This window comes from Candidatus Symbiopectobacterium endolongispinus (assembly GCF_018777385.1).
Classification (GTDB): domain Bacteria; phylum Pseudomonadota; class Gammaproteobacteria; order Enterobacterales; family Enterobacteriaceae; genus Symbiopectobacterium; species Symbiopectobacterium endolongispinus.
Genome location: NZ_JAFJYB010000004.1, coordinates 175,387 through 195,866 on the forward strand (window position 1 = coordinate 175,387; position 20,480 = coordinate 195,866).

Annotated in this window: 18 protein-coding genes, 3 tRNA genes, 3 rRNA genes and 3 pseudogenes; 6 read left to right on the forward strand and 21 right to left on the reverse strand. The window is 52.3% G+C overall.

Translation table 11 applies throughout. The features are described 5' to 3' along the window. Window positions 1-12 precede the first annotated feature (12 nt). The 6 genes from JZM30_RS16185 to JZM30_RS16210 all read right to left on the reverse strand — a co-directional run bounded on the left by JZM30_RS16185 (window position 13) and on the right by JZM30_RS16210 (window position 5,392). Window positions 13-88: transfer RNA gene (locus JZM30_RS16185), tRNA-Trp, on the reverse strand. 8 nt (window positions 89-96) lie between these two features. Beyond that, window positions 97-173: transfer RNA gene (locus tag JZM30_RS16190), tRNA-Asp, on the reverse strand. A 47-nt stretch (window positions 174-220) separates the two neighbouring features. Further along, a 5S ribosomal RNA gene (gene rrf / locus JZM30_RS16195) occupies window positions 221-336 on the reverse strand. A 188-nt stretch (window positions 337-524) separates the two neighbouring features. Next, a 23S ribosomal RNA gene (locus JZM30_RS16200) occupies window positions 525-3,429 on the reverse strand. 206 nt (window positions 3,430-3,635) lie between these two features. Beyond that, a tRNA-Glu gene (locus tag JZM30_RS16205) sits at window positions 3,636-3,711 on the reverse strand. 139 nt (window positions 3,712-3,850) lie between these two features. After that, window positions 3,851-5,392 (reverse strand): 16S ribosomal RNA (locus tag JZM30_RS16210). The 16S, 23S and 5S rRNA genes sit together here with 3 tRNA genes alongside, the layout of an rRNA operon. Window positions 5,393-5,921: 529 nt before the next feature. On the opposite strand from JZM30_RS16210, the pseudogene JZM30_RS16215 reads away from it, so the two are divergent. Then, window positions 5,922-6,470 (forward strand): annotated as a pseudogene (locus JZM30_RS16215) (gamma carbonic anhydrase family protein). Here the strand turns inward: JZM30_RS16215 and JZM30_RS16220 are convergent. From JZM30_RS16220 to dprA, 6 genes and pseudogenes are all read right to left on the reverse strand, one after another. Continuing rightward, complete coding sequence (locus JZM30_RS16220; RefSeq protein WP_252319927.1) at window positions 6,455-6,658, reverse strand: DUF1488 family protein; 204 nt, start codon at window positions 6,656-6,658, stop codon at window positions 6,455-6,457. The pseudogene JZM30_RS16215 and the gene JZM30_RS16220 sit on opposite strands and share 16 nt — an antisense overlap. Window positions 6,659-6,708: 50 nt before the next feature. Then, window positions 6,709-7,536, reverse strand: a complete 828-nt coding sequence (aroE, locus tag JZM30_RS16225; RefSeq protein ID WP_252319929.1) for a shikimate dehydrogenase — start codon at window positions 7,534-7,536, stop codon at window positions 6,709-6,711. Between the two features lie 15 nt (window positions 7,537-7,551). Then, on the reverse strand, window positions 7,552-8,121 hold the full coding sequence (tsaC, locus tag JZM30_RS16230) for an L-threonylcarbamoyladenylate synthase type 1 TsaC (protein WP_252319931.1): 570 nt from the start codon (window positions 8,119-8,121) through the stop codon (window positions 7,552-7,554). Continuing rightward, window positions 8,114-8,671 (reverse strand): DNA topoisomerase family protein, encoded by a 558-nt coding sequence (locus JZM30_RS16235; RefSeq protein WP_252319933.1) that lies wholly within the window; start codon window positions 8,669-8,671, stop codon window positions 8,114-8,116. The genes tsaC and JZM30_RS16235 overlap by 8 nt, the downstream gene beginning before the upstream one ends. Before the next feature lie 21 nt (window positions 8,672-8,692). Then, window positions 8,693-9,166 carry a DUF494 family protein gene (locus tag JZM30_RS16240; RefSeq protein ID WP_252319935.1) on the reverse strand — a complete coding sequence of 158 codons (474 nt, stop codon included), beginning with the start codon at window positions 9,164-9,166 and terminating at the stop codon, window positions 8,693-8,695. After that, a pseudogene (gene dprA / locus JZM30_RS16245) lies at window positions 9,138-10,282 on the reverse strand (DNA-protecting protein DprA). The gene JZM30_RS16240 and the pseudogene dprA overlap by 29 nt, the downstream one beginning before the upstream one ends. A gap of 107 nt (window positions 10,283-10,389) precedes the next feature. Between dprA and def the strand changes: the two are divergent. The 5 genes and pseudogenes from def to mscL all read left to right on the forward strand — a co-directional run bounded on the left by def (window position 10,390) and on the right by mscL (window position 15,112). Then, window positions 10,390-10,899: a peptide deformylase gene (gene def, locus JZM30_RS16250; RefSeq protein WP_252319937.1), complete on the forward strand. Its 510-nt coding sequence runs from the start codon at window positions 10,390-10,392 to the stop codon at window positions 10,897-10,899. A gap of 25 nt (window positions 10,900-10,924) precedes the next feature. Next, a complete protein-coding gene (gene fmt / locus JZM30_RS16255; protein WP_252319939.1) occupies window positions 10,925-11,875 on the forward strand; it encodes a methionyl-tRNA formyltransferase in 951 nt (316 codons plus the stop codon). A 73-nt stretch (window positions 11,876-11,948) separates the two neighbouring features. After that, window positions 11,949-13,244: a 16S rRNA (cytosine(967)-C(5))-methyltransferase RsmB gene (gene rsmB / locus JZM30_RS16260; RefSeq protein WP_252319941.1), complete on the forward strand. Its 1,296-nt coding sequence runs from the start codon at window positions 11,949-11,951 to the stop codon at window positions 13,242-13,244. A gap of 24 nt (window positions 13,245-13,268) precedes the next feature. Continuing rightward, window positions 13,269-14,645 (forward strand): annotated as a pseudogene (trkA, locus tag JZM30_RS16265) (Trk system potassium transporter TrkA). Window positions 14,646-14,764: 119 nt separating this feature from the next. Continuing rightward, window positions 14,765-15,112, forward strand: coding sequence for a large-conductance mechanosensitive channel protein MscL (gene mscL / locus JZM30_RS16270; protein ID WP_252319943.1), 348 nt, complete (start codon window positions 14,765-14,767; stop codon window positions 15,110-15,112). A 38-nt stretch (window positions 15,113-15,150) separates the two neighbouring features. On the opposite strand, the gene JZM30_RS16275 is transcribed toward mscL, so the two are convergent. The 9 genes from JZM30_RS16275 to secY form a co-directional block, all read right to left on the reverse strand. Then, entirely contained in the window at window positions 15,151-15,402 is a 252-nt protein-coding gene (locus JZM30_RS16275; RefSeq protein ID WP_252319944.1) for an alternative ribosome-rescue factor A, read from the reverse strand. Window positions 15,403-15,524: 122 nt separating this feature from the next. Further along, window positions 15,525-15,854 carry a DnaJ family domain-containing protein gene (locus JZM30_RS16280; protein ID WP_252319946.1) on the reverse strand — a complete coding sequence of 110 codons (330 nt, stop codon included), beginning with the start codon at window positions 15,852-15,854 and terminating at the stop codon, window positions 15,525-15,527. 133 nt (window positions 15,855-15,987) lie between these two features. After that, the gene (rplQ, locus tag JZM30_RS16285; RefSeq protein ID WP_195316372.1) at window positions 15,988-16,380 is read right to left on the reverse strand and encodes a 50S ribosomal protein L17; all 393 of its coding nucleotides are present in this window, start codon (window positions 16,378-16,380) and stop codon (window positions 15,988-15,990) included. 40 nt (window positions 16,381-16,420) lie between these two features. Next, window positions 16,421-17,410: a DNA-directed RNA polymerase subunit alpha gene (locus JZM30_RS16290; protein WP_252319948.1), complete on the reverse strand. Its 990-nt coding sequence runs from the start codon at window positions 17,408-17,410 to the stop codon at window positions 16,421-16,423. A gap of 25 nt (window positions 17,411-17,435) precedes the next feature. Further along, a complete protein-coding gene (gene rpsD / locus JZM30_RS16295) occupies window positions 17,436-18,056 on the reverse strand; it encodes a 30S ribosomal protein S4 (protein ID WP_252319950.1) in 621 nt (206 codons plus the stop codon). A gap of 30 nt (window positions 18,057-18,086) precedes the next feature. Further along, window positions 18,087-18,476: a 30S ribosomal protein S11 gene (gene rpsK / locus JZM30_RS16300; RefSeq protein ID WP_002919257.1), complete on the reverse strand. Its 390-nt coding sequence runs from the start codon at window positions 18,474-18,476 to the stop codon at window positions 18,087-18,089. A gap of 16 nt (window positions 18,477-18,492) precedes the next feature. Beyond that, window positions 18,493-18,849 carry a 30S ribosomal protein S13 gene (gene rpsM, locus JZM30_RS16305; protein ID WP_252319952.1) on the reverse strand — a complete coding sequence of 119 codons (357 nt, stop codon included), beginning with the start codon at window positions 18,847-18,849 and terminating at the stop codon, window positions 18,493-18,495. 146 nt (window positions 18,850-18,995) lie between these two features. Then, entirely contained in the window at window positions 18,996-19,112 is a 117-nt protein-coding gene (gene rpmJ, locus JZM30_RS16310; RefSeq protein ID WP_002227352.1) for a 50S ribosomal protein L36, read from the reverse strand. Window positions 19,113-19,144: 32 nt separating this feature from the next. After that, complete coding sequence (secY, locus tag JZM30_RS16315; protein WP_252319954.1) at window positions 19,145-20,476, reverse strand: preprotein translocase subunit SecY; 1,332 nt, start codon at window positions 20,474-20,476, stop codon at window positions 19,145-19,147. Window positions 20,477-20,480 lie beyond the last annotated feature (4 nt).

A 20,480-nucleotide genomic window follows, 5' to 3' on the forward strand; every position in this document is an offset into this window, starting at 1 on the left:
TTTTTGTTTGCCTGGCAGGGGCGGAGAGACTCGAACTCCCAACACCCGGTTTTGGAGACCGGTGCTCTACCAATTGAACTACGCCCCTAAATAGGGTGGCGGAACGGACGGGACTCGAACCCGCGACCCCCTGCGTGACAGGCAGGTATTCTAACCGACTGAACTACCGCTCCACCGATACTTTTTCATTACCAGACACCGTCTGATAATCGATATAAAAGCCTGGCAGTTCCCTACTCTCACATGGGGAAGCCCCACACTACCATCGGCGCTACGGCGTTTCACTTCTGAGTTCGGCATGGGGTCAGGTGGGACCACCGCGCTATCGCCGCCAGGCATATTCTGTTTTACATCCACCGCTTCTCAGCCATGAATGCCAATCTGTCAACAAGCTGAACTTCTCGAGCACGTGATTATTCGTATCATCCTGATACTCACCCCTTCGGGGCCAGCGCTCCGCGCTGTTCAAAATCGTTCCAGACGATTTTGTCTCTCAATCAACACCAAAACATCTTCGGCGTTGTAAGGTTAAGCCTCACAGGTCATTAGTACTGGTTAGCTCAATGCATCGCTGCACTTACACACCCAGCCTATTTACGTCGTCGTCTTTAACGGCCTTTCAGCGTCCTCTAGGGACAAGGGAGAACTCATCTCGGGGCAAGTTTCGTGCTTAGATGCTTTCAGCACTTATCTCTTCCGCACGTAGCTACCGGGCAATGCCATTGGCATGACAACCCGAACACCAGTGGTGCGTTCACTCCGGTCCTCTCGTACTAGGAGTAACCCCCCTCAATTCTCCAACGCCCACGGCAGATAGGGACCGAACTGTCTCACGACGTTCTAAACCCAGCTCGCGTACCACTTTAAATGGCGAACAGCCATACCCTTGGGACCTACTTCAGCCCCAGGATGTGATGAGCCGACATCGAGGTGCCAAACACCGCCGTCGATATGAACTCTTGGGCGGTATCAGCCTGTTATCCCCGGAGTACCTTTTATCCGTTGAGCGATGGCCCTTCCATTCAGAACCACCGGATCACTAAGACCTACTTTCGTACCTGCTCGAGCCGTCACTCTCGCAGTCAAGCTAGCTTATGCCTTTGCACTAACCTCCTGATGTCCGACCAGGATTAGCTAACCTTCGTGCTCCTCCGTTACTCTTTGGGAGGAGACCGCCCCAGTCAAACTACCCACCAGACACTGTCCCCAGTCCGGATTACGGACCCAGGTTAGAACATCAAACATTAAAGGGTGGTATTTCAAGGTTGGCTCCATGCAGACTGGCGTCCACGCTTCAAAGCCTCCCACCTATCCTACACATCAAGGCTCAAGGTTCAGTGTCAAGCTATAGTAAAGGTTCACGGGGTCTTTCCGTCTTGCCGCGGGTACACTGCATCTTCACAGCGAGTTCAATTTCACTGAGTCTCGGGTGGAGACAGCCTGGCCATCATTACGCCATTCGTGCAGGTCGGAACTTACCCGACAAGGAATTTCGCTACCTTAGGACCGTTATAGTTACGGCCGCCGTTTACTGGGGCTTCGATCAAGAGCTTCTCCTTACGGATAACCCCATCAATTAACCTTCCAGCACCGGGCAGGCGTCACACCGTATACGTCCACTTTCGTGTTTGCACAGTACTGTGTTTTTATTAAACAGTTGCAGCCAGCTGGTATCTGCGACTGCGCAAAGCTTCAGGAGTAAATCCCTACACCTCGCACAGCGTGCCTTCTCCCGAAGTTACGGCACCATTTTGCCTAGTTCCTTCACCCGAGTTCTCTCAAGCGCCTTGGTATTCTCTACCTGACCACCTGTGTCGGTTTGGGGTACGATTCAATGTTACCTGATGCTTAGAGGCTTTTCCTGGAAGCTTGGCATCTGTCACTTCAGTATCGTAGTACCTCGTCATCACGCCTCAGTGTTAACAGTGACCCGGATTTACCAAAGTCACACCTACACGCTTAAACCGGGACAACCGTCGCCCGGATGACATAGCCTTCTCCGTCCCCCCTTCGCAGTAACACCAAGTACAGGAATATTAACCTGTTTCCCATCGACTACGCCTTTCGGCCTCGCCTTAGGGGTCGACTCACCCTGCCCCGATTAACGTTGGACAGGAACCCTTGGTCTTCCGGCGAGCGGGCTTTTCACCCGCTTTATCGTTACTTATGTCAGCATTCGCACTTCTGATACCTCCAGCAAACCTCACAGTTCACCTTCAACGGCTTACAGAACGCTCCCCTACCCAACAACACCTAAGTGTCGCTGCCGCAGCTTCGGTGCATGGTTTAGCCCTGTTACATCTTCCGCGCAGGCCGACTCGACCAGTGAGCTATTACGCTTTCTTTAAATGATGGCTGCTTCTAAGCCAACATCCTGACTGTCTATGCCTTCCCACATCGTTTCCCACTTAACCGTGACTTTGGGACCTTAGCTGGCGGTCTGGGTTGTTTCCCTCTTCACGACGAACGTTAGCACCCGCCGTGTGTCTCCCGTGATAACATTCTTCGGTATTCGTAGTTTGCATCGGGTTGGTAAGTCGGGATGACCCCCTAGCCGAAACAGTGCTCTACCCCCGAAGATGAATTCACGAGGCGCTACCTAAATAGCTTTCGGGGAGAACCAGCTATCTCCCGGTTTGATTGGCCTTTCACCCCCAGCCACAAGTCATCCGCTAATTTTTCAACATTAGTCGGTTCGGTCCTCCAGTTAGTGTTACCCAACCTTCAACCTGCCCATGGCTAGATCACCGGGTTTCGGGTCTATACCCTGCAACTTAACGCCCAGTTAAGACTCGGTTTCCCTACGGCTCCCCTATGCGGTTAACCTTGCTACAGAATATAAGTCGCTGACCCATTATACAAAAGGTACGCAGTCACACCCCTAAGGATGCTCCCACTGCTTGTACGTACACGGTTTCAGGTTCTATTTCACTCCCCTCGCCGGGGTTCTTTTCGCCTTTCCCTCACGGTACTGGTTCACTATCGGTCAGTCAGGAGTATTTAGCCTTGGAGGATGGTCCCCCCATATTCAGACAGGATAACACGTGTCCCGCCCTACTCATCGAACTCACAACCTGTGCATCTTCGTGTACGGGACTATCACCCTTTACTGTGCGACTTTTCAGACGCTTCCACTGACACACAAGCTGATTCAGACTCTGGGCTCTTCCCCGTTCGCTCGCCGCTACTGGGGGAATCTCGGTTGATTTCTTTTCCTCGGGGTACTGAGATGTTTCAGTTCCCCCGGTTCGCCTCATGCCACTATGTATTCATGACATGATAGTGCAACGAATTGCACTGGGTTTCCCCATTCGGGTATCGTCGGTTGTAACGCTTCATATCAGCTTACCGACGCTTTTCGCAGATTAGCACGCCCTTCATCGCCTCTGACTGCCTAGGCATCCACCGTGTACGCTTATTCACTTAACCTCACAACCCGAAAATGTCTCGGGTGTGAAAGCTTGAGAGAATCACAATATTGGTAGTGAGCCACTATTGCTCGTTTCAATTTTCAGCTTGTTTCAGCTTGTTTCAGATTGTTAAAGAGCAAATATCGTAAACACGACTCGTAAGTTATCTTTACGTTATTGTCGGTTCCGCAGAACCGGTGATATGTCTTTTACTCATTATCGGTATGGCGTCCCCAAGGGGATTCGAACCCCTGTTACCGCCGTGAAAGGGCAGTGTCCTAGGCCTCTAGACGATGGGGACACGAAAACCAGATTAACTCAACTGCTCTAATCGGTTCGTATCAGCATGAGTCAGAGACTCATTCATCAACAGATGCTTTTTGCTCAGCATTTTCATCAGACAATCTGTGTGAACACTTCACAGAATCAGTATCATTAGGTAAGGAGGTGATCCAACCGCAGGTTCCCCTACGGTTACCTTGTTACGACTTCACCCCAGTCATGAATCACAAAGTGGTAAGCGCCCTCCCGAAGGTTAAGCTACCTACTTCTTTTGCAACCCACTCCCATGGTGTGACGGGCGGTGTGTACAAGGCCCGGGAACGTATTCACCGTAGCATTCTGATCTACGATTACTAGCGATTCCGACTTCATGGAGTCGAGTTGCAGACTCCAATCCGGACTACGACGTACTTTATGAGGTCCGCTTGCTCTCGCGAGGTCGCTTCTCTTTGTATACGCCATTGTAGCACGTGTGTAGCCCTACTCGTAAGGGCCATGATGACTTGACGTCATCCCCACCTTCCTCCAGTTTATCACTGGCAGTCTCCTTTGAGTTCCCGACCGAATCGCTGGCAACAAAGGATAAGGGTTGCGCTCGTTGCGGGACTTAACCCAACATTTCACAACACGAGCTGACGACAGCCATGCAGCACCTGTCTCAGAGTTCCCGAAGGCACCAAGGCATCTCTACCAAGTTCTCTGGATGTCAAGAGTAGGTAAGGTTCTTCGCGTTGCATCGAATTAAACCACATGCTCCACCGCTTGTGCGGGCCCCCGTCAATTCATTTGAGTTTTAACCTTGCGGCCGTACTCCCCAGGCGGTCGATTTAACGCGTTAGCTCCGGAAGCCACGCCTCAAGGGCACAACCTCCAAATCGACATCGTTTACAGCGTGGACTACCAGGGTATCTAATCCTGTTTGCTCCCCACGCTTTCGCACCTGAGCGTCAGTCTTCGTCCAGGGGGCCGCCTTCGCCACCGGTATTCCTCCAGATCTCTACGCATTTCACCGCTACACCTGGAATTCTACCCCCCTCTACGAGACTCTAGCTTGCCAGTTTTGAATGCAGTTCCCAGGTTAAGCCCGGGGATTTCACATCCAACTTAACAAACCGCCTGCGTGCGCTTTACGCCCAGTCATTCCGATTAACGCTTGCACCCTCCGTATTACCGCGGCTGCTGGCACGGAGTTAGCCGGTGCTTCTTCTGCGAGTAACGTCAATCAGCAAGGTTATTAACCTTACTGCCTTCCTCCTCGCTGAAAGTGCTTTACAACCCGAAGGCCTTCTTCACACACGCGGCATGGCTGCATCAGGCTTGCGCCCATTGTGCAATATTCCCCACTGCTGCCTCCCGTAGGAGTCTGGACCGTGTCTCAGTTCCAGTGTGGCTGGTCATCCTCTCAGACCAGCTAGGGATCGTCGCCTAGGTGAGCCGTTACCCCACCTACTAGCTAATCCCATCTGGGCACATCTGATGACGTGAGGCCCGAAGGTCCCCCACTTTGGTCTTGCGACGTTATGCGGTATTAGCTACCGTTTCCAGTAGTTATCCCCCTCCATCAGGCAGTTTCCCAGACATTACTCACCCGTCCGCCGCTCGTCACCCGGAGAGCAAGCTCTCCTGTGCTACCGCTCGACTTGCATGTGTTAGGCCTGCCGCCAGCGTTCAATCTGAGCCATGATCAAACTCTTCAATTTAAAGTTTGATTTGCTTCTGCTCGAGAAGCGATGCTCAAAGAATTATTACTGTTAGTTCGTAATGAATTAACTGTTGTTCACTCTTCAAGACTTTTATTTTTTAAGCCCTAAGGCTTTACGATAAAGTCCTGTGAGTGCCCACACAGATTGTCTGATTAATTGTTAAAGAGCGTTGCGACGCGGCTTGCAGCCTGCTGTCGCGAGGTGGCGTATACTACGCTTTCCTCTTTAAGAGTCAACGATTATTTTCATTTGAAAGTGAATCGTTTTTCTCTTGCTGACCTCGCCTTGAATCGCTTCGTGTCAGTGGAGGCGCAGTATATGGATCCCAATAATTTACACAACCCCTTTTTGGATCTTTTTTTCTGTTCGCGCGTTTTTTACCCCCCTTCGTTGAGATCCTGCGCAACCCGCGCTATTTTCAACCTACTTTTGCTGCTTCTGGCAGCAGCAGGACCACAATTAGGGTAATTTACTCTTTTCGAATGTATTGAGAGGTAAATATGGGCTCCCACGCATTGCGTTCTTATTGGGCTCCCACGCATTGCGTTCTTATAAGGATGCGTTACCCACTGTCGGGAAAAACGTGATGATCGATCCATCCAGCGTTGTGATCGGCAACACGACGCTTGGTGATGATGTCAGCATCTGGCCATTAGTCACGATCCGTGGCGACGTACATGAAATCCACATCGGCGCACGCACCAATATCCAGGATGGCAGCGTATTGCACGTAACCCACCGCTCAGCGAGCAACCCGCAGGGTAATCCGTTGATCATTGGTGAAGAGGCCACCGTAGGCCACAAAGCCATGCTACACGGCTGCACCATCGGCAACCGCGTATTGGTCGGTATTGGATCGATCCTGCTTGATGGCGTTATCGTAGAAGATGACGTGATGATTGGAGCGGGCAGTCTGGTACTGCCTAGTAAGCGCTTGCAGAGTGGTTATCTCTATCTTGGCAGCCCAGTGAAACAAATCCGCCCACTGACAGCAGAATAGATCGAGGGTTTACGCTACTCCGCCAATAACTACGCCACGTGGAAGAACGACTATCTGGCTCAGGACAGCGAGTAATATCCCTCACTGTCATCCTGTTCATTGAGCACCCTAGCTTCGAAAAGATCTTCGATATCCCAGCGGTGCTCTCTGAACAACGCCAGCCAGCTATCCGCATCAGTTCCCCCAAAACGCGTCTGAAGTTGCGCGGCACTGATACGGCATTCACGCTGAAAACCACCGATCAATACAGGTAAGTAGATCATACGATCCTCTTCGCTCCACGCTTAGCGATCGGGGAACTGGATCGCCTGATTCATGCGTTAAGTGCTTTTTTCATCTGTTCGATCACCGGGGTGGTATCTGGCATCACGCCGTGCCAGAGGAAGAACGCGTGTGCCGCCTGATTGATCAACATACCAAAACCATCTGCCAACTGTGATGCCCCCTGCTGCTGGCACCACAATAAAAACGGTGTCAGGCTGGCCTGATAGAACATGTCATAACAGCGCGTAGAGGCCGTGATCAACGAGGCAGGCAGATCGGGAATATCGCCGGCGATCCCTGACGAGGTGGCGTTGATGATCAAATCGAAGTTTTCGCCTTCCAGTCCATCCAGTGGCAACGCGTCAATCGGCCCCACCGGCTGAAACAGTGTCGCGAGCGCTTCCGCCTTGGCAAACGTCCGATTGGTCACCACCAGCGAACACCCATGGCTTAATAACGGCTGAATAACGCCACGGCTGGCACCACCCGCACCGATTAACAGCACCCGATCCTGCGGTGTCACCAGCGCAAGACGCTGCAAGTCGCTAAGCAGCCCAATGCCGTCGGTATTATCCCCCAACAGCCGACCGTCTTCGAGCCGCTTCACGGTATTGACCGCTCCCGCTAACGAGGCGCGTTGGCTCAGCTCATCGACTTCCTGATAGGCACGCTCCTTGAAAGGCATGGTGATATTCGTCCCCAACGCCCCCGCCTGAAAAAAATCACGCAGCGTTTGTTCAAAGCTGTCCAGCGGTGCCAACAGGCGTTCATACGTCAAGGGGATGCCGGTTTGCTCAGAAAACAGCGCATGTATCTGCGGCGATTTGCTGTGCGCAATAGGATGACCAAAAACCGCGAATGACGTTACTTCAGACACCGTTATCTCCACTTTTTAACCTTGCCGTATCAGGTTGCCCGTCAAGACATCCAGAATTTCAGACGGATTCTGCCGCCCGGATGTTTCTCCGTGCAGAACAGGAAAGGCCTCACCAAACTGGGTTAGAACCTCTTGTGCCGTGCGGCACGGCGGCAGTCCGGTCAGATTAGCGCTGGTTGACACGATTGGCTTGCCAAACGCCAGGCAGAGCTCACGTACTAGAGGATGCGCACTGACGCGCACCGCCAACGATGAGAATTGCCCGGTCAACCAACGTGGCGTACTCGGCCTGGCCGGCATCACCCACGTTACCGGTCCAGGCCAGGAGGCAAACATCACCGCCTTTTGCTCAGCTCTGAGCTGGCTGTCATCAATATAGGGGATGAGCTGTTGATAATCAGCCGCGATAAGGATAAGCCCCTTCTCGACAGGCCGTTGTTTCAAGGCCAGCAGTTGCATCACTGCGGCTTCGCTGTCAGGATCGCACCCCAAGCCGAAAACCGCTTCGGTAGGATAGGCGATGACATTCTGCTTTATCAGTTCCTGAATGACAGAAACCGGTTGTTCATTCACTACATTACTCATTGGTATCAATTTCTGCCGTTACCGGCTTTCCACAGGCTTTACTGGCGCAAAAACGTTTGACGCCCTGCGCCGTTTTCTTTTCGAACAATAGCGGATAGTGGCAGGTTGGACACGTCCCCGCCACCGGTTTATGGTTGAGCGCAAATTGGCACTCCGGGTAACGCTCACAGGCGTGGAACACTTTGCCAAAGCGCGATTTACGTTGCAGCAGTTTACCTTTGCCACATTGTGGACAGGTTAATGCGGTTTCATCAGGACGGTCGATGACCTCGGTATGGTCACACGCCGGGTAGTTGCTACAGCCAATAAACATGCCATAACGCCCCTGCCGCAACACCAGCGTCCCCTGACAGTGCGGGCAGAGTTGCCCAGACAGTTCCTTCACAATATGACCATCCGCATTGGCTTTCAGCGGACGAACGTATTCACACTCCGGGTAGCGCGAGCAGCCCAAAAAAGGGCCGCGGCGGCTGGAGCGAATCACCAGCGGCGCGCCGCACTCAGGGCAGCACTCCGCCTTTTTATCCGCTATAAGCGCAGGGATTACCATGGTTTATTCTGACTTGTCGATTTAATGCAAATACTCCTCACCTGCTTCAAACAGCAGATCTTCCATTTGCTGGTAGGAGTTTTCACATCCGGGTAGATTGAACAACACCATGAGGATCACCCATTTAAGATCGTCCAGATCGAACGATAAGGTATCCAGCGCCATCACGCGATCGATCACCATCTCACGCGTTTCAAGATTCAACACGTTGATTTGCCCCAGGAACAACAAAAAGCCCAGGCACTCGGTGTCGAAGCGCTGCTCCTCTTCCTGCGTATAAATGCGCAGTGCATGGGGATCGCTTGCCAAGGCAAAAGGCACTTCTTTGCCTTCCTGCAAATCCGCCAGACGCTCCAGCCAGTTCAATGCGCTATAGGTATCAGCACGATCGAACCCCGCCCGCGTGAGGTCATCAGTTAACGCATCCTGATCAACGCGTAGTTCCGTTTCGTTGTGGATGTAAGTTTCAAACAAGTACATGAGTACGTCGAACATGGCCAGCCATCCTCAATCGGACATAGCCGCCGGATACTGCTCCTATCCATCCAGCTAACTCCAGATCCAGCAACTTACCTACTACTTCTGGCACAGGTTGGCCCGCACGTTCAGCGACAACATCAACAGGTGTAACCTCATCTCCTACGTTAGCCAACACGTCGGCAAATGGCAATTCCACATCGGCGTCCATAGCATAAATAGTTTCATTTTCGCCAAGGGGCAGCCACGATAACCCACTGCCCAACTGTTCAATGATGTCTTTGGGACAGGTAACCAGATAAGCTCCCTTCTGGATGAGCCAGTGCGTACCTTGTGTAATTGGGTTATCCAGCGCGCCCGGTAGCGCGAAGAGATCGCGATTCTGCTCCAGCGCACAGCGCGCGGTGACTAAAGATCCGCTGCGCATGGAAGCCTCGACAATCAGCACACCGAGGCTCATCCCACTGATAATACGATTACGGCGGGGAAAGTTGATTGCCCTCGGGGGCTCATTCAGTGGAAATTCAGAGACAACCGCACCGCCTTGCTCCACCAACCGCTCTGCCAATGCGCGATGGCGGCGGGGATACGTCTGCTGCAATCCATTACGCAGCACCGCTACGCTTTTCCCGCCTGCATCCAGCGCCGCCAGATGCGCCACGCCATCGGTGCCTAATGCCAAACCGCTGGTGATAACAAAACCATTCAACGCCAGTTCCTGCGCAAAATAGTGTCCCCCACTGCGCGCCATACGCAGAAGGGTGACGGCTGCCGACCATAGCAAGTTGAGGGGCACAGAGAAGCTGAGGGTTACCACGCACAAACAGTGCCCGGGGAGAAGCAGGTATCTGCCGCAATAATGGGGGGGTAACGCGAGTCTGCGTACGTAAGCAGATGGTGAGTCGGTTCCTCCAGCCAGCGTAATACCGTTTCACACTCCCTTTCATCCTGCGTGAGAAATTGCGCGACCTGCTCTTCCGACAAGGCCAGCGCGGACAGTACCTCGGCAGTTACCTCTGCCAGCGGACGCAATTGCTCCACCAATTGCACCTTTTTCACCGCGTTGAGGCGTAGCACGTTCATTAACCGCAGCCACAAACCGCAGCCACAGCTCCACGTCCTGCATGCGTTCATCCTTGTGCCATTGCGCTTTACAGGGCAAATGCTGTCAATCAGAACCGGAAATGTCTAGAATAGATCCAGATACGCTTTCATCAACCGGATAAAGATCGAAATCAACTATGTCAGTTTTGCAGGTATTACATTTTCCAGACGAGCGGCTTCGCACTATCGCGAAACCTGTCGCAGAGGTTAATGCAGAAATTCAGCGCATCGTCGATGATATGTTCGACACCATGTACGAAGAAGAAGGCATCGGCCTTGCTGCGAGCCAGGTGGACGTGCATCAGCGCATTATCGTGATTGACGTTTCCGAAGAACGCGATCAGCGTTTGGTGTTGATCAACCCAGAGCTGCTGGAAAAAGACGGCGATACCGGTATTGAAGAGGGTTGTCTGTCCATTCCTGAAACCCGTGCGCTGGTGCCGCGCGCTGAGCGCGTGAAGGTCAAAGCGCTGGACCGGGAAGGTAACCCCTTTGAGCTGGAAGCTGATGGCCTGTTGGCAATCTGTATCCAACACGAAATGGACCATCTGGTTGGCAAGCTGTTTATTGATTATCTCTCGCAGTTAAAACGCCAGAGAATTCGCCAAAAGCTGGAAAAAATGGCCCGACTAAACGGTCGTCCATAATCTTATCACTACCACAGGAAACGCCGTGTCCGAAAGCTCCCTACGCATTATTTTCGCGGGTACACCTGACTTTGCAGCGCGCCACCTTGATGCGCTGCTGGCTTCACCGCATCAGGTGGTGGGTGTTTTTACCCAACCCGATCGTCCTGCAGGCCGAGGCAACAAACTGACGCCCAGCCCGGTCAAAGTGTTGGCTGAACAGCACGGCGTCCCGGTGTTGCAGCCCAAATCGCTGCGCCCAGCAGAAAATCAGCAACTGGTCGCTGATTTACAGGCGGATATCATGGTGGTCGTGGCCTACGGCTTGATCCTGCCGCAGGCGGTGTTAGATATGCCGCGCCTGGGCTGTATCAATGTGCACGGCTCGCTGCTACCGCGCTGGCGCGGTGCGGCACCGATACAACGCTCGCTTTGGGCCGGAGACGCTGAAACCGGTGTAACCATCATGCAAATGGATGCAGGGTTGGATACCGGAGCCATGCTGCATAAGCTGCCATGCCCGATAACGCCGCAAGACACCAGCGCCTCACTGTACGATCGCCTGGCAGAACTGGGCCCGCAGGGGTTGCTGACGACGCTGGCATCACTGGCGCAGGGAACGGCTGTCGCGGAAAAACAAGATGACAGTATGGCGACTTACGCCGAAAAACTGAGCAAAGAAGAGGCTAAGCTTGATTGGTCACTCAGTGCCGAACAATTAGAACGCTGCATTCGTGCCTTCAATCCCTGGCCTGTCAGCTATATCACCATTGACGAACAGCCAGTTAAAGTGTGGGAAGCCGGCGCATTGGACACTAACCATAGCGCACAACCAGGCACGATCATCAGTGCAGACAAGCAAGGTATACAGGTCGCTACCGCGCGAGGCGTACTGAACCTGCTGCAACTGCAACCTGCGGGCAAAAAACCGATGTCGGTGCAGGATCTGCTCAATTCGCGTCGCGAATGGTTCACTCCAGGCAACGTACTGGCATAATACACTCATCCATTAAAAGGCATCGCGTCTGCTGTTATGGCAGGCGCGCTACCGTTTCAGACAATCACTATCCATGAAAACAACATACAATCTGCGCGCCATCGCCGCGAACGTTATCGGCCAGGTGCTCGATAAAGGCCAGTCGCTAAGTTCACTAATGCCACAGTATCAGCGTGATATCTCAGAAAAGGATCGTGCCCTGTTGCAAGAGCTGTGCTTCGGCGTATTACGCGTGTTGCCACAGTTAGAGTGGATAATTCAGCAGTTGATGGCAAAAACGCTGACCGGGAAGCAGCGCACGTTGCACTACCTGATCATGGTGGGCATCTATCAACTCGCTCACACGCGCATCACGGCCAATGCCGCGCTGTCTGAAACAGTTAACGGTGCTATTGCACTCAAGCTCCCACAGCTCAAAGGGTTGATTAACGGCGTACTGCGCCAATTCCAACGCCAGCAGGCCGAGCTGGATGAACGCGCGGCTAACCATGCGTCGCGTTTCGCTCACCCCGAGTGGCTGTTAGCGCGCCTCAAGAAAGCCTATCCGCAGCAGTGGCAGCAGATTGTTGAGGCCAACAACCAGCGTCCCCCGATGTGGCTGCGCGTCAACCGTTTGCACCACACACGGGAACACTATTTGGCACTGCTGACTGAAGCCGGTATCGCCGCTCAGCCACATCCTGAACAGGACGAAGCCATCATGCTGAACGAGCCTTGTGCCGTAAGCCTGCTGCCCGGCTTCGCGCAAGGCTGGGTTACCGTGCAGGATGTCTCTGCACAAGGTTGCGTGCGCTGGTTAGCACCGCAGGACAATGAACATATTCTCGATCTGTGTGCTGCACCGGGTGGGAAAACCACCCATATTCTGGAAGCAGCGCCTCACGCTAAGGTATTGGCGGTCGATGTGGACCCACAGCGGCTCGCTCGGGTAAAAGAGAATCTGCAACGCCTTAATCTTCACGCAGACGTGAGGCAAGGCGATGGGCGCGAGCCTGCGGCCTGGTGTGGTGAGCAACAGTTTGATCGTATTCTGCTCGATGCCCCCTGCTCCGCCACCGGCGTGATTCGCCGTCATCCTGATATCAAGTGGCTGCGGCGCGACAGCGATATCGCCGAACTGGCACTGTTGCAGCAGGAGATTCTGGAGGCTATCTGGCCACGGCTGAAAGCAGGCGGCACGTTAGTTTATGCCACCTGCTCGATCTTACCGGAAGAGAATCAGCAGCAAATGCGGGCCTTTCTGACACGCCATGCGGATGCCGAACTGGTGGAAACTGGCAATGCGCAACACCCCGGTTTGCAAAAGTTACCGGTGGCAGAGGATGGCGATGGGTTCTTTTATGCTAAGTTGGTTAAGAACATTGGCTGATAGCAACGGCAACGGGCACAGATCATGAAAATCATTATTCTTGGTGCAGGTCAGGTGGGCGGTACGCTGGCAGAAACGCTCTCCGGAGAAAACAACGACATCACTGTCGTTGATACTGACACCGCGCGACTGCGGCAGTTGCAGGATAAATTCGATTTGCGTGTCGTTGCTGGCTACGCCTCCCACCCGCGCGTTCTGCGTGAAGCTGGCGCCGAAGATGCAGACATGCTGGTTGCCGTCACGAACTCGGATGAAACCAATATGGTGGCCTGCCAGGTCGCCTACTCGCTGTTTAATACGCCAAATCGCATCGCACGTATTCGCTCCGCAGAATACGTGCGCGCCGGTGAGCAACTGTTTCAGGCAGAAGCGGTGCCTATCGACCATTTGATCTAACCAGAACAGTTGGTCATCGACAATATCTACAAGCTGATCGAGTATCCCGGCGCGCTACAGGTAGTGAACTTCGCCGAAGGGAAAGTGAGTATCGCCGCAGTGAACGCTTACTACGGTGGTCCGCTGATCGGTAATGCGCTCTCCGCGCTACGTGAGCATATGCCGCACATCGAAACCCGTGTAGCCGCGATCTTTCGCCACGACAGGCCGATCCGTCCGCAGGGTTCAACCATTATCGAAGCGGGCGATGAAGTGTTCTTTGTTGCCGCTTCCCAGCACATTCGCGCCGTAATGAGCGAACTCCAGCGCTTGGAAAAGCCCTACAAGCGCATCATGATTGTCGGCGGTGGTAACGTCGGCGCGGGGTTGGCGCATAAGCTGGAAAAAGACTACAGCGTTAAACTGATCGAAAAGAACGAAGAGCGTGCGATCGCCTTGGCTGAACTGCTGCAAGACACTATTGTGTTTCACGGCGACGCTTCCGATCAGGAGTTGCTGGCACAGGAGCATGTCGAACAAATCGATGTGTTTATTGCCATTACCAACGACGATGAAGCGAACATCATGTCCGCCATGCTGGCCAAACGCATGGGGGCAAAAAAAGCTATGGTACTGATCCAACGACGCGCCTATGTCGATCTGGTCCAAGGCAGCGCTATCGATGTTGCCATTTCGCCACAGCAAGCAACGATTTCCGCACTGCTCGGCCATGTGCGTAAAGCGGATATTGTCAGCGTCTCATCATTACGACGCGGCGTGGCGGAAGCCATTGAGGCCATTGCTCATGGGGATGAAGGCACGTCAAAAGTGGTTGGCCGAATAATTGAAGATATCAAATTGCCGCCAGGCACTTTGATCGGTGCGATTGTGCGCGGTGATGATGTCATTATCGCCAACGACAATATGAAGATAGAACAAGGGGATCATGTGATCATGTTCCTGACGGACAAAAAGTTTGTCCCTGAAGTGGAACGCCTGTTCCAACCCAGCCCGTTCTTCTTGTAACAACGCTAAGCCTGCCGCCTTAGGCGGCACTTTCCTTTCAGTTTCACTGATTATCACCGCTGGCAATTATGTAACGCTGTGTTAAAATTTAGATGTTCATTTTATCAAGGAGTTGGATCATGAGTATGCTAAAAGAGTTTCGCGAATTAGCGATGCGCGGCAACGTGGTAGATTTGGCGGTGGGTGTCATTATCGGCGCAGCATTTGGCAAGATCGTCTCCTCGCTCGTGGCTGATATCATTATGCCGTCACTGGGGTTACTGCTGGGCGGCATCGATTTCAAACATTTCGAACTGGTGCTGCGCGACGCGCAGGGGGATATTCCTGCCGTGGTGCTGCACTACGGCCTCTTCCTGCAAAATATTTTTGATTTTGTCATAGTCGCGTTCGCCATTTTTATGGCAATCAAAGTGATGAATAACCTGCGCCGTAAAGAAGAGAAAGCACCGGCAAAACTGAGCGCTTAAGCGACGCTGTTAACAGAAATTCGCGATTTGCTAAAAGATCAGCAGCCGAAAGCGTAGCGCCGTTCAACGAAACCCAGTACAGCCATAAAGTGAGAGGCCAGTGGTAAAGCATCCTTTGATGATTTACCACTGGCCTCCCAGTCCTGGCCTTTACCCTGTTTGCCTTTGCGACAGTAGCTGCCTTTACCTTTCTTGTTCTTCTCAACGCGTTGTCGGAACAAGGGGTCATGCAACAATGCTTCCAGCGCATTGTCTTGGATCTTGCCTTTCTTGTGCTGATAAGTGCTCATCACATCTCTCTTGGTTACATTGTTAATCCGATTCATCGCCACGCGCCAACGCTTGCCGCGTTAGCCTATTTTTCGGGCGCTATTCTTTCACCAGAAAACGTACTGTGCAAGCGATCGGCATATTAACCGTGTAAAAAATCGGTACTCATCCCTTTCTGTTGCAGGTTAAGTTCCAGCAGGCATAGCCGACGACACAGGTTTTCATGCGCTTCCGATTCAGGGAGCGTATTGGCGAGCAGATCGTGTAGCGTCAAGGCATCTTTACGCAATGCCAATTCCGGCGGCAGATAGCCCGCATTCTTCAGTAAACGGTATCCCGTGCGCAGATCTTCGGGTACAGCGCTATCATCGTCAAGTTGCAGGGGCTTTCCCGCACCGGGAAGATTATCGAACTCACCCGCTTGCTGTGCCGTCTGGATATGACGCTCGCACATCGCATCAATCCACCACATGTTCCCTCCTCCAAAAACGTCTCAAGCAAACGGTGCTCTTGGCAAACGTGATACGTTAACAAAGCCGCCATTTGCTAAACAATAGACGTAAAAAAACCGGGTTGCCCCGGTTTTTTTACCCCACCGCTGATGATTACTCAGCAGCAGCGGTTTCTTCTGCTTGTGCAACTGAACGATCAACCAGCTCGATGTAAGCCATCGGCGCGTTGTCGCCTGCACGGAAGCCACACTTCAGAATGCGAGTGTAACCACCGGCACGGCTCGCGAAACGCGGGCCCAGTTCATTAAACAGTTTTGCCACGATCTCGTTATCACGAGTACGGGCGAATGCCAGACGACGATTAGCAACGCTGTCGGTCTTGGCAAGAGTAATCAGCGGTTCAACAACACGGCGCAGCTCTTTTGCTTTTGGCAGGGTCGTCTTGATGATCTCATGACGAACCAAAGAACCAGCCATGTTACGGAACATAGCCTGACGATGGCTGCTGTTACGGTTCAGTTGACGACCACTCTTACGATGGCGCATGACCTTATCCTTCTCAGTAAAACCTTAACCTGTGACCGGGTTATTCATCAGCAATGCTTGCCGGCGGCCAGTTTTCCAGGCGCATGCCCAGAGAAAGACCACGTGAGGCGAGCACATCTTTAATCTCGGTAAGAGATTTTTTACCCAGGTTAGGCGTTTTCAGCAATTCAACCTCGGTACTCTGTACCAGATCACCGATGTAGTGGATAACTTCTGCCTTGAGGCAGTTAGCAGAGCGGACAGTCAATTCCAAATCGTCAACAGGGCGCAGCAGGATCGGATCGAATTCTGGTTTCTCTTCTTTCACTTCAGGCTGACGTACATCACGTAAATCAACAAAAGCTTCCAGTTGTTCAGCCAGAATGGTTGCAGCACGGCGGATCGCCTCTTCAGGATCGATCGTGCCATTGGTTTCCATTTCGATGACCAGCTTGTCCAGGTCGGTACGTTGTTCAACACGAGCTGCTTCAACATTGTAGGCAATACGCTCTACCGGGCTGTAGCAAGCATCGACCAACAAACGGCCAATCGGGCGCTCATCTTCTTCCGTATGAATACGGGCAGAAGCCGGCACATAACCACGACCACGTTGAACTTTGATACACATGCTAATAGCTGCGTTTTCATCGGTCAGATGGCAGATCACGTGCTGCGGCTTGACGATTTCGACATCACCATCATGGGTGATGTCTGCTGCAGTCACAGGGCCAATACCAGATTTATTCAGGGAAAGGATAACTTCATCTTTACCTTGAACTTTCACCGCCAGCCCTTTCAGGTTGAGCAGGATTTCCAGGATATCTTCCTGTACGCCTTCTTTGGTGCTGTACTCGTGCAGTACACCATCAATCTCAACCTCGGTCACCGCGCAACCTGGCATGGATGAAAGCAGAATACGGCGCAGTGCGTTGCCAAGCGTATGGCCGAAACCACGCTCTAACGGCTCAAGGGTCACCTTGGCGTGCGTCGAACTGACTTGCTCGATATCGACCAGGCGCGGTTTTAGAAACTCTGTCACAGAACCCTGCATTGTGTCCTCTCTTTGGTACTAAGCTTTACTTGGAGTAAAGCTCGACGATCAGGTGTTCATTAATGTCCGCAGACAGATCGGTACGTTCAGGAATACGTTTGAACACACCTTCCATCTTGGCAGCATCAACTTCCAGCCAAGTCGGCTTTTCACGCTGTTCAGTCAGCTCCAATGCTGCTTTCACGCGAGATTGCTTTTTAGCTTTCTCACGGATGTTGACGACATCATTCGGCGATACCTGATAAGAAGCGATGCTGACAACGCGACCGTTTACCATAACAGCTTTGTGGCTTACCAACTGACGCGCTTCCGCACGAGTGGCGCCGAAGCCCATACGATAAACCACGTTATCTAGACGTCCTTCCAGCAGTTGCAGCAGGTTTGCACCTGTGTTGCCTTTCAGACGAGCAGCTTCTTTATAGTAGTTACGGAATTGACGCTCCAGAACACCGTAGATACGGCGAACTTTTTGTTTTTCACGCAACTGCACGCCATAATCAGACAGACGCGGTTTACGCGCACCGTGCTGACCAGGGCCTTGTTCGATCTTACACTTGGAATCGATCGCGCGAACACCGGACTTAAGGAACAGGTCGGTGCCTTCACGACGGCTCAGCTTGAGCTTAGGACCCAAATATCTAGCCATTTTCTTTCTCCAACTATCCTAAAAGCGGCGTTATACGCGACGCTTTTTCGGCGGACGACAACCGTTATGGGGGATCGGAGTCACATCAGTAATATTAGTGATGCGGAAACCAGCCGCGTTCAGAGCGCGGATAGTAGACTCACGGCCCGGACCAGGTCCTTTAACCATAACTTCCAAGTTCTTGATACCGTATTCTTTCACGGCTTCAGCGCAACGTTCAGCAGCTACCTGAGCGGCGAACGGCGTAGATTTACGAGAACCACGGAAACCGGAACCACCGGCTGTTGCCCAACCCAGCGCGTTACCCTGACGATCGGTAATGGTCACGATGGTGTTGTTAAAAGAAGCATGGATATGAGCCACACCGTCAGAAACTTGTTTTCTTACACGCTTACGTGCACGAATAGGTGCTTTTGCCATTATTCAATCACCCCGATTATTTCTTGATCGGTTTGCGCGGACCCTTACGGGTACGGGCGTTGGTCTTAGTACGCTGACCGCGCACTGGCAGACCACGACGATGACGCAAACCGCGATAGCAACCAAGGTCCATCAGGCGCTTGATGCTCATGCTGATTTCACGACGCAGATCACCTTCGACAACGAATTTGGCAACTTCTACACGCAGAGTTTCGATTTGCTCTTCAGACAGCTCACTGATCTTAACATCTTCAGCAATACCCGCCGCAGCACAAATGGCCTTGGAACGAGTCTTACCGACGCCATAGATCGAGGTTAACGCGATCAAGGCATGTTTCTGATCAGGAATGTTAATGCCTGCTATACGGGCCACTATGCACTCCTATTATTCAATATGTACGCTCCATGCTGAAAAGCCCGTTTTCAGGATACTCAAATGGAAACACACAGACATACAAAAGATTGGCTGGCTAATCTAGCCAGCTCAATCCAACTTTGCAAGAAAAATATGCGAGATAATCAGCCTTGGCGCTGTTTATGCTTCGGCTCGGCGCTGCAAATCACACGAACGACACCGTTACGCTTAACGATTTTGCAGTTACGACATAATTTCTTGACGGAAGCACGAACTTTCATTTTTACTCTCCGTAACTTCTCAAGCAACCCAATTAGCGGTTATAGCCTTTCAGATTTGCTTTCTTCAATGCAGACTCATACTGACTTGACATCATCAGAGTTTGCACTTGAGCCATAAAGTCCATGATGACCACGACGACGATCAACAGGGATGTACCCCCAAAATAGAAGGGGACCTTCATCGCATCACGCATGAACTCCGGGATCAGGCAGATAAAGGTAATGTACATTGCGCCGACCAGAGTCAGGCGGGTCATCACCTTATCGATGTATTTCGCCGTTTGCTCTCCCGGACGAATTCCTGGCACGAATGCACCGGACTTCTTCAGGTTATCTGCTGTTTCGCGCGGGTTGAAAACCAACGCCGTGTAGAAGAAACAGAAGAAGATGATTGCAGTCGCATAGAGTAGCACATAAAGCGGTTGTCCGGGCTGCAAATACATCGAAATAGTTGTCAGCCAGTTCCAACCGGTACCGCCCCCAAACCACGATGCAATCGTCGCAGGGAACAGGATGATGCTGGAGGCGAAAATTGCCGGGATAACCCCCGCCATGTTCACTTTCAGCGGTAAGTGCGTACTCTGTGCTGCATAAACCCGACGACCTTGCTGACGCTTTGCGTAGTTAACGACGATACGACGTTGGCCACGCTCAATGAAAACAACGAAGAAGGTTACTGCAAACACTAAAACTGCAACCAACAGCAGCACGAGGAAGTGCAGGTCGCCTTGCCGAGCTTGCTCGATAGTGTGGGCAATTGCCGGCGGTAAGCCCGCAACGATACCCGCAAAGATCAAGATAGAGATACCGTTACCGATACCGCGCTCAGTAATCTGTTCGCCCAGCCACATCAGGAACATGGTCCCGGTCACCAGACTTACAACAGCCGTAAAGTAAAATGCAAAGCCCGGATTAATCACCAGGCCCTGCATTCCTGGCATATTCGGTAAACCGGTAGCAATACCGATTGACTGGAATATGGCCAGTACTAACGTACCGTAACGGGTGTACTGGCTAATCTTGCGGCGGCCAGCCTCCCCTTCTTTCTTGATTTCCGCCAACGCGGGGTGAACCACCGTCAGCAGCTGGATAATAATAGAGGCCGAAATGTACGGCATAATACCCAGCGCAAAGATAGAAGCACGGCTGAGAGAACCACCAGAGAACATGTTGAACATTTCAATGATGGTGCCACGCTGTTGTTCGAGCAATTTGGCAAGCACAGTGGCATCAATACCAGGGATCGGAATAAAAGAGCCGATACGGAAAACGATAAGCGCGCCGATTACAAACAGCAGTCTGCGTTTCAGCTCGCCAACGCCACCCTTAGCACTTTGAAAATCTAATCCTGGTTGCTTAGCCATCTGC